Genomic DNA, 13,988 nt, shown 5'->3' with positions numbered 1-13,988 from the left:
AGCGTAGGGACTTCGCCAATAAATTCCCGTGCTCTCCATGACCACGACTTCCGGTTCGAGAGCGGCACACCATTCAGCCAGAGCCCTTCGATCCCGCTTAAACGCCCCAAACTGACGGTGTCGCACCTGCACTTGACCATCCGAGCCCTCGATGATCGCGCAGGCTGTGATTTGCTTGTGATGGACGTCCAAACCCACCACACGCTTGTAGATCGGTTGAAGTTCCATGACCACCTCCTGTACTTGACTAGGACTGGAGGCAGCGGAACTCCGAACCCCAAAACCTTCCAGGGGCAATCCCCTGGGGTCAGTTTAATATTCGCGCTCTACGGCAGCAGTTGCGGGTTCGATTCGGTCCGGAAAGACCACGTTAGTGAACGGGGTAAAACCACCAAAATTGACAACGACCTTTTTCCGCCGCCTGCCGCCTTGAGTATCTTTCATCTGCGCGGGGTGGCGCAAGGGAGACCATGACCGTTAGTGTGGCCGGATCGGACCGCAGGGTTGCAAGGCCGCGCGCCTTCACATATCAAGCGACACCCAGATTTACGCAATAAGGCGACACCTATTTTTACGCACTTGGCCCCGCGCCAATGCCAAGGTATTCAGCTTGTTGGTTTCCACCTCCTTGATCTTCGCGACATCCAGGTGCACGCGGATGAAGTGTTTCCTGCCAGGTGCTTAAAGCCTATGGGGTCGTGGCAACCCTGCCCGAAGGTTGGCCCACTAACAGCCCTGTGTTACGATTCCACACCCACGCGGAGGATAGGGGAACGCTGGGGAGCGACCCGAGCGCCGACGAGGGTGACCGAGGTTTCTCCGGCTTCTGCCACCTGGTTCATCCTTCTTGGGGCGTCCGCCGTATGATGAGATTCCTGAGCCTCTTGAGCTCTGAAAGCGATAAACCCAAATCCTCCTCCCCCAGGCCGCAATCTGGCGACTCATGTCGGTTCCCCATGGATCCCTTCAGGGCAATGCCGCTGACCCTCAAGTCAACAGCCTTGTCGTCCGAGGTCGCCTGTACGAGCTCCCTTCCGACATATCGATCCTGGATGTGCCCGAGGCGGACGTCCTGGCCCACGGCACCGCCGACCCGCTCGCCGACGTGGCCACACAGGCGCGCCTGGCCGCGGAGTTCGCCGCACGCGCCGCACACCCCGAGCTCGGGGAGAACGACGTCCCAGGCGGCCGCTGGGGGCCCGTGTACGGCGAGCTCCTGACCTTCGACGATCCCGAGACCCGCCTCCCGGCCATCGACCACCTCGAGGGCTTCCTGCCCGGTGGACCCAGCCTCTACAGGCGTGTGCTGATACCGGTGAAACTTGACAAGGCTGCTCTTCCGGCGTGGCTCTATGCGGGCGATGATTTGGCTATGCGCAAGTTTGCGCCACTTGGAGTTTCCCGATGGTCTTGGTAGTGGCCCGCTCGTTCCAATGTCCATCCTCTGCGCCACTTGCCCTGACGTGAACGGAAAACGCATCGATTCCGACGTGATCCACTGGTCTTTGGTATGTAATGGATGGAACGAAATCGAACGGAGCGCAGGTGGGCCTCTTTATGCAGGTATATAAGTGTCCCTGCGGCAATTTGCGGTTGACAATCGGCAAGAGTCTCCGTATCATGGTCGGTGCTGCTATAATAGGTGAGGTGTGTGCAGATCACCCGTTCACCTCTGGCAAGCGGGACGATAGGCAAGTAGCGGCCTAAGGAGCAGGAAAAGATGGTCGAAATCGAAGACCGATGGTTGTCGGTGGAAGAGATATCCAAGTACTTAGGCGTCAGCCACGATACCGTGTACCGATGGATCGACAGGCATGACATGCCCGCTCACCGGATGGGGCGGTTGTGGAAATTCAAGAAGGCGGAGGTCGACGAATGGGTGAAGGCCGGTGGCGCGGCTTCAGATCGCCCAAAGATCGACGAGGGCAAGAAACGAAAGTGATGGAGCGCTTGCAGCGAATACGTCCGAAACGGAAAGTCTACGCCGTGGATCTGTTCTGCGGTGCTGGCGGACTGACACATGGTTTGGAGAGAGCCGGTATCGACGTCCGACTGGGCGTGGATATCGACCCGGCTTGCGAGTATCCCTACACGGTGAACAACAGGGCCAAGTTTCTCCTAAAGTCCGTCGAGGATCTGGAGGCACGCGACATCGAGAAAGCGTTCCGAAAGAACGGAATTCGTCTGTTGGCAGGATGCGCTCCCTGTCAGACCTTCTCCACTTACAACCAGAAAGCCACTCCGGAAGATGGACGCTGGTGGCTTCTCCTGCAATTCTCGAGGCTCGTCCGGGAAATCTCACCGGAGCTTGTCACCATGGAGAACGTCCCTCGACTCAAAGAACAAGATGTCTTCAAGGAATTTCTGGAAGCGTTGGACGTCGCCGAATATTACGTATTCCATGATGTCGTGAATTGTGAAGACTATGGAGTTCCACAGCATCGACAGAGGCTCGTTCTTTTGGCATCAAGGCTCGGACCTATACGGTTGCTGTCCCCTTCGGAGTTCGGTGCCGAACGGACTACAGTCCGCGACTGCATTGCGCACTTGCCACCGCTGGAGGCCGGGGAGGTCCACGAAGACGACCCATTGCACCAAGCGTCCGCACTTTCACCCGTCAACATGAAGCGCATCCGGGCATCTCGACAGGGCGGTACTTGGCGAGATTGGAAGGAGACGCTCGTCGCCAATTGTCACAAGAAAAGGACGGGAAGGACGTATCCGAGCGTCTATGGCCGTATGTGTTGGGACGAGCCAGCCCCTACCATCACGACCCAATTCTATGGATTCGGGAACGGTCGTTTCGGTCATCCGGAGCAGAATCGGGCCATCTCGTTGAGAGAAGGCGCTATACTCCAGAGCTTTCCGAGAGACTACGTGTTCGTTCCACCGGGAAAGCCGATCTACAAGAAATCTGTAGGCAGGCTGATCGGGAATGCCGTCCCAGTCAGGCTCGCAGAGGCGATCGGTTCGAGCATTCTCGAACATGTCGCTTCTTGTGTGAGAAGGAGAAGACGGACCAAGGCCGGAGTGAGAGCGCATGCCTGAAAAAGAACGAGCCGATTCGTCCGAATATGTGTGGAGCAAATCTGTACCGGACCCTGGACAACTCGTCGAGATTCGACGTCGCCATTGGATCGTAAGCGATGTGCAGGACTCCGCGTTCTCGTCGACTGGAAACGGTAGGCAACACTTAGTCACGCTCGGATCGCTCGACGAAGATTCCCTTGGCGAGAACATACAGATCCTTTGGGAACTAGAACCAGGAGCGCGTGTTCTGGAGAGGGCCGGATTGCCTAAAATCACTGGCTGGGACTCGGCGGAGAAGCTTGAGGCTTTTCTCGACGCGGTACGGTGGGGCGCTGCAACCAATGCCGACAGGTCCTTTCTTCAGTCACCGTTCCGAAGCGGTATAACCATCGAGGACTACCAACTCGATCCTCTGGTCCGTGCCATCGACATGGCTCGTGTCAACTTGCTAATTGCCGACGACGTGGGGTTGGGAAAGACCATTGAGGCTGGGTTGGTGATTCAAGAGCTGCTCGTCCGACACCGGGCCCGCACGGTCATCATCGTTTGCCCGGCGACACTCCAGGTGAAATGGCGAACGGAAATGCAGGAAAAGTTCGGGCTCGAATTTCGTATCGTCGATACAGAGTACATCAAGACGCTACGACGGGAACGCGGCATCCACGCCAACCCCTGGACATCATTTCCCCGTTTGATTTCGTCCATGGACTGGATGAAATCAGGCGAGGGACTCCGACTACTCAAAGACGTCCTGCCTCCACGGGTGACGTATCCGCGCATGTTCGACATTCTCGTCGTAGACGAGGCCCACAACGTGGCTCCAGCCGCGGCGAGCCGGTACGTACTGGAAAGCCAGCGAACACGGTTGATTCGTACGATTGCACCCCATTTCACCCATCGCCTTTTCCTGAGTGCGACACCGCACAATGGATATCAGGAGTCCTTCACGTCGTTGTTGGAATTGCTCGACGACCAGCGCTTCGCAAGAACCGTGATGCCGGACGAGAAGCAGCTTCACCGAGTCATGGTTCGACGCATGAAGAGCGACATCGTCGATCCCGACGGACGGCCTGTCTTCCCCGTCCGAAAACTCAAATGTCTGGAAGTCGATTATTCGGACGAGGAGCGGAGTATCCATCGTCTGCTCCGGGAGTTCACGGAAAGTCGGGCGAAGAGCGTCAAGGGCACCCGTTACGAGTTCGGGACGGATTTCGTCCACATATTGTTGAAGAAGCGGCTCTTTTCGTCGCCGATGGCCTTCGCTGTCACTCTCGCCAAACACAGGGAAACCTTAGAACGTGGACGCTCCGCTCGGGATGCCGCAACACTGGACGACAGAATACTTCGGAAGGCGATCGTTCGGACCGAAGAGGAGTATTCGGACGACGCCAAGGCCGAGGAAGCGCAACTCGAAGCAGTCGAGGTTGCCAGCGAACTCGCCGTGCCGCTTACGGATGACGAACGCACCATGCTCAATCGTCTGACGGATTGGGCGGAGAAGCACAAGAATCGTGTGGACGCGAAGGCGAGAGCCATCCTCGATTGGATAGAAGCGCACCTGAAGACCGATGGGCAATGGAACGAGAAGAGGGTGATCCTCTTTACGGAGTATCGGGCGACCCACGTTTGGCTCCAACAGATTCTGACCGCGAACGGCTACGGCGGAGACCGGCTCATGATTCTTCACGGGAGCATGAGACCCCACGAACGTGAAGCCGTGAAAGCGGCATTCCAGGCACATCCGAGTGTATCTCCTGTGAGGATTCTACTTGCGACCGACGCGGCTTCGGAAGGTATCGACCTCCAGAATCACTGCAACTATCTGATTCACGTGGAGATTCCCTGGAATCCCAACGTGATGGAACAGCGCAACGGCAGAATCGATCGGCATGGCCAGAAGGAGAAAGAAGTCTACATCTGGCATCCTGTAGGCAAGGGTTTCGACCCTAAAGACGTCGCCGCACATCGCAAGGTGGGGGACATTGCCGGAGATCACGAATACCTGATGAGGGCCGTCCTCAAAGTCAACACGATTCGAGAGGACCTGGGCAGCGTTGGGCCCGTTATCGCGAAACAGATCGAAGAGGCCATGCTCGGTAGGCGCGCCACGATGGATACGAGTCAGGCCGAGGCCAAGGCCGCACGCGCTCGACGTTTCGTCGCGGCCGAGCGCAAACTGAGAGAGAGGATCGCTCGCCTTCACGGAAAGCTCATGGAGGCGGAGACGGATTTTCGTCTGGCTCCGGAGAACGTCCATCGTGCCGTGGCGGTCGCTCTTGAACTCGCCGAGAAACCGCCGTTGAAACCGGCCTCCTTGCCTGGCGTGCCCGACGGCAAGGTGTTCGAGGTTCCGGTCCTGCCGGGTTCTTGGGGGCGTGCGACAGCCGGATTGGAGCACCCTCACACCGGAGTGCGACGTCCAATCACCTTCGATCACGAAGTCGCGAAGGGACGGGACGACGTGGTGTTGGTTCATCTCAATCACAAGCTCGTCCAGATGAGTCTCCGCCTCTTGCGGGAGGAAATCTGGAAACTGGACGATGTCAAGTTGCTGCATCGCGTCACCGTTCGAAGCGTTCCGGATGGCGAGATCGCACGACCTGTAGTCGCGATATGGTCTCGGCTGGTCGTGACGGGTGGTGGACACCATCGTCTGCACGAAGAACTGACTCTTTCCGGAGGGGAACTGGAACATGACGTCTTCAGGAGAATCACCCGGATCCGCAGGCTCGAAGCGCTCACCGATATGGCTATCCCGGTCGATCCAAGCGATGCTCTTTTTGCCGTTCTGAAGGATCGATTCGAGCGTCATGAAGAAGCCATCAGGCACGCGGTGGAGGCGCGGTCTCGCGAACGCCTGAGATATTTGCACAATACCCTGAACCGGCGGAAGGAAAGTGAGATCGGGGACCTCATCGCGGTTCTGGACGAACTCGAAAAAAGCATCAGAAAGGAACTGGAGGACTCCGGTCCCCGGTTCGTCCAGTTGACCCTTTGGCCTGTAGAGGAACGCAACCAGTTGAAGCGGGATCTCGAGTCGTTAAAGGCGCGGCTCGCCCGCATTCCGGACGAGAAGAAGAAAGAGACTGCCGCTATCGAAAGCCGCTATGCCGACCCCATGGCTCGCACCTTCCCCGTGGCGGTAGTGTTCATCGTTCCTCGTTCGATGCTCGGGGAGGATAGAACGGCATGAGAAATCCGTCGCGACATACGGAGTGGCTTTCACTCGTCGAGGTTTCGGGGCCTTTCCTCGCCGTACCCGTCCTGGAAAAGGCGTTCCCTCAAGGGTTGGACATTGTCGAGACTCCGAAACGTCGGCGTTTCCGTGCCGCCTACGAGGAATGGTGCGATGCCATAGACGAAGGAGACCCACTGCTTTCCGAGCTTCATCGGGAATGGATTCGCCTCGTCTTCACCGAAATCCTGGAATATGACGGCGAGGTTCTAAAGACGGAGGCCGAAGTCGTAGGGGCTTATACCGTGACATCTCCCGAACGGACGGAAACGTTTTCGCCAGACTGGATCGTCCGTGGCCCGAACGGGGGGAAACCGCGCCTTTTCGTCTCCATACAATCACCAGGAACCGACCTTGAAAAGGTGCACAAAGGCGATGGATGGCCAACCTCGCTTCGGGACCGAATGACGGCACTCTGCCGCGCGCACGGCGTTCGCCTGGGGCTCGTCACCAATGGTGAACGTTGGATGCTGGTCAACGCACCGTTGGGCGCGACGTCGAGCGACGTGTCTTGGTACGCCAGACTTTGGTTTCAAGAACCGGTCACCCTGAAAGCTTTCCAGTCTCTTCTGGGTGTACGGCGCTGTTTCGGTCCGCCGGGCGAGACGCTCGAAGCCCTTCTCGAAAAGTCGCTGGAACATCACGAGGAAGTCACCGACACCCTGGGAGAACAGGTCCGCCGGGCCGTCGAAGTTCTGATCCAGTGTCTTGACAAGGCCGACGCGGACCGCAACCGTGAACTGTTGCGCGACGTCTCGCCCACCGAGTTGTACGAGGCTGGCCTGACCGTCATGATGCGGCTCGTTTTTCTCCTCTGCGCGGAAGAACGAGGCCTGTTGCTTTCGGGCGATCCCGTCTACGACCAATACTACGCGATATCGACCTTGCGGGCCCAGTTGGCCGAGGAAGCCGACCGCCACGGACCCGAAGTGCTGGATCGTCGTCACGACGCCTGGGCTCGCCTTCTCGCCGTGTTCCGGGCGGTCCACGCCGGGATCGAGCACGAAACTCTCCGCTTGCCCGCTCTGGGAGGCTCTCTCTTCGACCCGGACCGATTCCCCTTTCTCGAAGGTAGGCCGAAAGGGTCGAATTGGCGCGATTTCGATGCGACACCGCTTCCTATCGACAACCGCACGGTTCTTCTTCTGTTGAGTTCCCTCCAACTGCTCGAACATCATGGGGGAGCCATGCTGTTGTCCTACCGTGCGCTGGACGTCGAGCAGATCGGCCATGTCTACGAGGGACTGCTCGAACATACCGTGGCCCGCGTACCTTCCGTCACCGTGGGGCTGATCGGATCGAAGAACGCCAAGAACCCCAACATCACTTTGTCCGAGTTGGAATCTGCCCGTCTGGACGGAGAGGCCAAGCTTCTCGCTCTTTTGAAGGAAAAGACGAAGCGAAGCGAATCGGCCATCCGCAATGCCCTTGCCCGCTCGGTCGAAGACGCCACCTATGGCCGTTTGCTTGCGGTCTGTGGTGGGGACACGGCACTCGCCGATCGTATTCGGCCCTTCGCAAACCTCCTTCGCACCGACGCCTGGGAAGACCCTATCGTCTACCGCGAAAACGCCTTCATGGTCACTCTGGGGGCCGACCGTCGGGAGACGGGTACGCATTACACGCCCAAGTCTCTTACCGAAAGCATCGTGCAGACGACGCTGGAGCCGGTAGCTTATATCGGCCCTGCCGAAGGGAAACCCCGCGAAGAGTGGCGATTGAAGTCGGCGGCCGAGTTGCTCGATTTGAAAATCTGCGATCCGGCCATGGGTTCCGGCGCCTTCCTCGTCCAGGCGTGTCGATGGCTCGCCGAACGGCTCGTGGAAGCCTGGGCCACTGAAGAAGCGGCAGGCAACTTCGTCACGATTGATGGCGACGTTCGGGACGACGCCGGCGATGCCGACCCGATGCCGGCCGATCTGGACGAGCGGATCACCATCGCCAAACGGCTGATCGCCGAACGATGTCTGTACGGAGTGGACGTGAACCCTCTCGCGGTAGAACTCGCCAAACTGTCGATCTGGTTGGTCACCTTGGCCAAGGGTCGCCCTTTCGGGTTCCTGGACCATAATCTGCGCCACGGCGACAGCCTGCTCGGTATCCACCGCCTCAATCAGCTGACGAGATTGAAGATGAATCCGGACGACGGTCCCTTCCAGCAACGGATCTTCGGCCAGAACATCGCCGACGCGGTCGCCAAGGCGATCGACATTCGCAAGAGGCTCCGCTCCATTCCCATTCGCGACATTCACGACGTCGAAACCATGGCACGACTGGACATGGAGGCGAGGAAGGCACTCAAGGCCGTGGAACTCGTGGCAGACGCGATGATCGGGGAGGCACTACGCTCGAACGGAAACGTCCGTGTCCTGGACTTGGCGTTGGACTCGCTTGCGGTCCAAGCCGGAGAGTTCCTGAAGGGAAACGAAAAGATAGGCGAAAGCATCGCCCGAGAGGCCCGCTTGGCATTGTCCATTGATCTGCCCGAAGGCAAACCGCCGAGAAAGCCGTTCCATTGGCCGCTTGAGTTTCCGGAAATGTTTGTTAAACCGCGGCAAGGTTTCGATGCCGTGATCGGCAATCCTCCTTGGGGATACGCTCTGACTCCAACGGAAATCAACTATTTGAAGAAGAACTTTCCCAATTCTAATTACAAACTGATCAATTCCTTCAAGTTCTTCATTGAAAGAATCACTCAAGTTACGGACAACAAAGCGGGGGTTTTTTCTTTTGTCGTTCCTTCGAGTCTACTTGAACACATTGGCTGCAAAGACACACGGACAATACTATTAAAAAGAAGTCCTCTCGTTTTTGTAGATTGCGGTGATGGAATGTTCAAAGGAGTAACTCAGGCCTGTTGCTATGCAGTGATAAGCCAAAAGCCCGCGACAGAGGATCACGTTATTACCTTGGTAAGGCTTGACAAATCAAGTTCTGCTTCAACATCAGCGGAAGAACGAATCGTCAGAAAACTATTTACCGTGACCACAAGTGATGTATTAGCCAGAAAGTATAATGTGATAAGCGCGGGCTATGAAGTACCAGGTATTAGGAAAGGCTTTGTTAGTATAAAGGACGTTGCAGATGTATATGACAGTGGCATCGACTATTCCAGGGCAAAGTTGGGGAAAGCTGTTTTTTACAAGGCTAAGGAGCCAGAACACCATTTGGACCATAAAGTGCTGCGCGGGAGAAATGTGGACAAATACTCACTGCAGTTTGAGGGCATATGGCTTCGTCATAATTGGCAAGACATACAGAGGCAGCAGAAAAAGGAAGATGCGAAGAGCCGCCTCAAAGTTAACGAAAAAATATATCTAAGAGTTCCTAAGATACTTGTACGGCAAACTGGGGATAAGATCATAGCTACTGTCGATACGGATCGCTATTATCATCAAAAGTCACTTCTTTGCATATGCCCTAAAAAAGGTATATCAGCGTACTATCTGTGTGCCGTTTTGAATCACCCAGAGGTGACCCGAATATATAGGCAGATGACCATGCAAAAGGGGAAAGTGTTTTCTCAAGTAAAAAAGAACTTTCTTGAGCAGTTACCGGTTCCCAGTTCTACTGATGCAACCATCGCGGATAAGATCGTACGGCTTTGCGAAGTAGCGGTAAAGAAGGGCTCAGGAGGAGCTGATCGTCAAGCAGAGGTTGGCGAGTTGGAGAAACTCGTTGGTGAGTTGTTTACACATCGAAAGGCAGAGCAGGATGACAAGTGATGGCTTAGTAATAAACGAGTCCTCGGCAGCCGCTTGGCTAGTTCGCCTTGGTGAAGAGGCGCGGATCGACGGTTTCACGATCACGGTGGATCATGTGTCCTCCGACCTCAGAGGGATACGGGAGGGCGACGCTCTGGTGGTCGTCGCGGAAGGACCCGATGCCCCCTTGGTGTCCGCCTTAGCACGGGTTTACCGGAAGCGCCAGGCGTTGGACGAAACCACCCTGCTCCTGGACGGATTGCTTGCGGTCGATCCCGCCCGCCCTTCGGTCGATCTCGGTATTTCGGGTCCGCTTTCGACCGCAGCGGTGTCACGTCTGGAATGGTCTGTGTTCGAAAACGCCCTGAAGGTGGCGTGTGGCATCGAATTTTCGGCGTTTCCGGTATTAGATGGGCGAACGCCAAAGGAACAGGCCTACATTCGCGATCTCCTGCAATGGGCCGTGGTGGACGATTTGCTCGGACCTGCAGACGGTCCGGTCGAGGAAATCGTCGGAATGAGCGTGCGCGATCGATACCTGGTCGGCAAACTGGCTCCACCCGACACACGTTTGCCGGACGACCAGGTTGAGGAACTGCCTGATGCAGCCACCACAGATCCGGACGGAGCCGATCGGGAGTCCGAGGCATCCACAAGCCAATCACTGGTGCCTTCTTCTTTCGGTTTCACCTTTTGTGTCGACGCGTCCGTCGAGAGTATCGAGATCCGGGCGACTTGGGGACGATACGAGCGTACGGAAAGCGAGAGGATAGACGAGAGAACGGGAAGACCGTTCCGTTGCTGGAAACGAATACCTTCGGGTGGTACCGCGACTGTCTCGCTCGATCGCAGGATCGTCGAACCCATCGTCGTCGACCGGAACTGTCCCGACGTCGTGGTTCAGGGCACGGTGGGTGCGCCTCTGGAAAACGGCGATCGATTGGTGACGCTCTTTCTGGTGAACAACCAGGAGAAGCCTGACGAGAACCAGGACCAGGCATGGGTTTTCCAACCCGAGCTGGTCGTACGGGATCCAGAAGGACGGGCCATCTTCCGGCGGCGCCCACTCATGGCCAATATCGGCTCCGACCAGGAACGCGAGGCACTGGAAATGATCTACCGACGGCGAATCGAATTCGCCGTCGGTCACGGTGTGTCGGTTCACGCCACACCTTCCGACGAAAACCCGGAACGGGCGCTCGAAGTCCGAACCCGTGTGGTACCTCGATACGAGGTTGCGGTGACGGAGACACCTGGTACGTCCCCGGACGATCGTCCCGCCATGCGGCGTCTGGTCGCGGACGGCTCCCTCGACATGTTGCGATTGGCGGAAATGGAACGCGACAGTCTCGTTTCCATACTGAACGTTCTGGCTGATGATTACGCTTCCTGGATAGAAGAACAGCGTGGCAGAATCGGTACGGAGGTCTGCGGATTCGACTCCTCTGCAAGGATGGCTCTTGATCGTTGTGAAGCGATTCTGGAAAGACTGCGAGAAGGCATCACCGTGCTCGGCTCGGATGACGCGGCACTTGACGCGTTCCGCTTCGCCAACCGCGCCATGGCGTCACAGCGCATCCATAGCGTCTATTCTTTGCGCGTGCGGCGCGGAGAAAGCACGGACTTGGCGAGTCTCGACGTGCCTGAAAACAGATCGTGGCGACCGTTTCAGTTGGCGTTCTTGCTGCTGTCCGTTCCCGCCTTGGCAAATCCCGTCCATTGTGACCGAACCGAACCCATCGAGGCTTACGCGGATCTGTTGTGGTTCCCTACCGGTGGCGGGAAAACCGAAGCTTATCTTGGCGTGGCGGCGTTCACGATGGCCATCCGCAGGTTGCAGGGCGACCTCGGCGGCTTCGACGGAGGACGTGGGCTGGCGGTCATCATGCGCTATACGTTGAGATTGCTCACCATCCAACAGTTCCAGCGTGCCACCACGCTGATATGTGCAATGGAAGTCCTGAGGCGATCGGACACGGCCAAGTGGGGGACCGAACCATTCACGATCGGGCTCTGGGTGGGGCAGCGGGTCACGCCGAATACAACGAAGGACAGTCATGAAGCCATAGAACGTGAACGGGAGGGGAAATACGGGACGGGTTCGACACCGGCTCAACTCACCTTCTGTCCGTGGTGCGGTTCCGAGATCGTGTCGGGGCGCGATATACGGGTCGATCGGGACATCGGACGGACTTTCATCTATTGCGGAGACAAGTACGGCCGTTGTGAATTCGGGAGGTCCAAGTCTCCAGACCTCGGTTTGCCGGTGTTGGTGGTTGACGACGAAATCTATCGGCATCCCCCTTCGATGCTCATAGCCACCGTGGACAAGTTCGCCATGATGGCCTGGCGAGGTCAGGTCCGAACGTTGTTCGGTAGGGCTACCAGCGAATGTCCACGCCACGGTCTACTCTGGCCTGGAGCCGATTGTACCGGCAATCACAGAAAGAAAGGAACGTTGCCGGCAACGACAGTCCGGGAGATCGTCCCGATCCGGCCTCCGGACCTGATCATCCAGGACGAGTTTCACCTGATCAGCGGACCTTTGGGAACCATGGTCGGCCTGTACGAGACCGCCGTGGACGAGCTTTGCACCTGGTCGGTGGACGGGAAAACCGTGAGGCCGAAGATCGTCGCTTCGACCGCGACCGTACGAAAGGCCGACGAGCAGGTCAACAACGTCTTTCTTCGTCGGGTCGCGGTCTTTCCACCGCACGGGCTGGACGTGGAGGACAATTTCTTCTCCGTTCAGCGTTCGGTCGAGAAAAAGCCCGGCCGCCGCTATATCGGTATATGTTCCCCAGGGAGTTCGAGGCCAGCCGTTCTCATCCGCGTCTACGTAGCCCTTCTGACAGCCGCGCAGTCGCTGTTCGAAAAGTTCGGACAAGCGGCCGATCCATACATGACATTGGTCGGCTACTTCAATTCGCTCCGTGAACTCGGAGGGATGCGGCGGCTCGCTGAAGACGACGTCCAGACCCGTTCCTACCGGGTGCAGATGAGCGACGTCCTGCGACCTGGTCTGAGCCAACGGTCGATCCGCAACGTGGACGAACTCACCTCTCGTGTCTCCAACAAGGACATTCCGAAAAAGTTGGACCAGCTGGAGGTGAAGTTCAAATCCATATGGGCCAAAGGCGAGACGAGGGCCATCGACATCGTTCTTGCGACGAACATGCTCTCTGTCGGTGTGGACGTGAACCGCCTCGGCCTGATGGTGGTGAACGGTCAGCCCAAGAACACAGCGGAGTATATCCAGGCCACAAGCCGAGTCGGACGTGTCTTCCCCGGCCTGGTGTGCACCGTGCTGACTTGGTCACGTCCGCGCGATCTATCCCACTACGAGACATTCGAACATTACCACGCGACCTTCTACAAACACGTAGAAGCCCAGTCCGTCACACCGTTCGCTCCAAGGGCGTTGGATCGGGGACTGACTGGCACGATGGTGAGCCTTCTGAGGCTTGAGAACGACCCCCTGAATCCGAATCTCGGAGCCCAGTCTCTCGACAATCCGGGTAAAACGGAGGCCGCCGTGGTCAGGAAGGTTCTCTCGGAGCGCGCCTGGAAGGTGAAAGACAAGGCGGCGGGGAAACGCGCGGACACGATGTTGGCGGACCGCATAGATCGTTGGGTGAAGGAGGCTCTCAAGACGGGAAGGAAGCTCGGCTACGAGATCGAACGCGGCCAGGGTGACGTTGCCGCTCTGTTGAAGAAACCGGGGGCGACCACTTGGGACGAATTCACCGTCCCCTTCTCCATGCGAGAGGTCGAACCGGGTGTTCGTCTGGTCATGGACGTGGCGAGACTCGCTGATCCTCCACCGTGGCGAGCGAGATTGCGAGACGCAGAGAGCGACGGAGGTGACGCATGAGTACATATCTCGTCGGTCAGATCCGCCCGAGTCAGGTGCTTTGGACTTACCCCAAGTTTGTCACTTTTGTGTGTAAGTTACTGATTTTGTTGTAGAGTGTTTTCAAATTCTACACTACAAATTTTTCATTCGATGGTGGTCAGCC

7 protein-coding genes are annotated in these 13,988 nt (G+C 57.3%); 6 read left to right on the top strand and 1 reads right to left on the bottom strand.

Features of this window, described 5'->3' with window-relative positions; all coding sequences use genetic code 11:
• Positions 1–228 (bottom strand): IS110 family transposase (locus BUB04_RS18225; RefSeq protein WP_143156565.1); only part of this gene is annotated, 228 nt, incomplete at its 3' end.
• Positions 229–943: 715 nt separating this feature from the next.
• Here BUB04_RS18225 and BUB04_RS20355 point away from each other — a divergent pair.
• From BUB04_RS20355 to drmA, 6 genes are all read left to right on the top strand, one after another.
• Positions 944–1,417 carry a gamma-glutamylcyclotransferase family protein gene (locus BUB04_RS20355; RefSeq protein WP_073042157.1) on the top strand — a complete coding sequence of 158 codons (474 nt, stop codon included), beginning with the start codon at positions 944–946 and terminating at the stop codon, positions 1,415–1,417.
• Positions 1,418–1,720: 303 nt separating this feature from the next.
• Entirely contained in the window at positions 1,721–1,942 is a 222-nt protein-coding gene (locus tag BUB04_RS18215; RefSeq protein ID WP_073042154.1) for a helix-turn-helix domain-containing protein, read from the top strand.
• Positions 1,942–3,048: a DNA cytosine methyltransferase gene (locus tag BUB04_RS18210; protein WP_073042152.1), complete on the top strand. Its 1,107-nt coding sequence runs from the start codon at positions 1,942–1,944 to the stop codon at positions 3,046–3,048. Before BUB04_RS18215 ends, BUB04_RS18210 begins: the two co-directional genes overlap by 1 nt.
• Positions 3,041–6,223, top strand: coding sequence for a DISARM system SNF2-like helicase DrmD (drmD, locus tag BUB04_RS18205; protein WP_073042149.1), 3,183 nt, complete (start codon positions 3,041–3,043; stop codon positions 6,221–6,223). The genes BUB04_RS18210 and drmD overlap by 8 nt, the downstream gene beginning before the upstream one ends.
• Positions 6,220–9,990 (top strand): Eco57I restriction-modification methylase domain-containing protein, encoded by a 3,771-nt coding sequence (locus BUB04_RS18200; protein WP_084076641.1) that lies wholly within the window; start codon positions 6,220–6,222, stop codon positions 9,988–9,990. The genes drmD and BUB04_RS18200 overlap by 4 nt, the downstream gene beginning before the upstream one ends.
• Positions 9,980–13,843, top strand: coding sequence for a DISARM system helicase DrmA (drmA, locus tag BUB04_RS18190; protein WP_073042147.1), 3,864 nt, complete (start codon positions 9,980–9,982; stop codon positions 13,841–13,843). Before BUB04_RS18200 ends, drmA begins: the two co-directional genes overlap by 11 nt.
• Positions 13,844–13,988: the final 145 nt, after the last annotated feature.

It is taken from the genome of Desulfacinum infernum DSM 9756 (assembly GCF_900129305.1).
Taxonomy (GTDB): Bacteria; Desulfobacterota; Syntrophobacteria; order Syntrophobacterales; family DSM-9756; genus Desulfacinum; species Desulfacinum infernum.
Note: the sequence above shows the minus strand (reverse complement) of the source record. Positions and strands in the feature narration are given on the sequence as shown.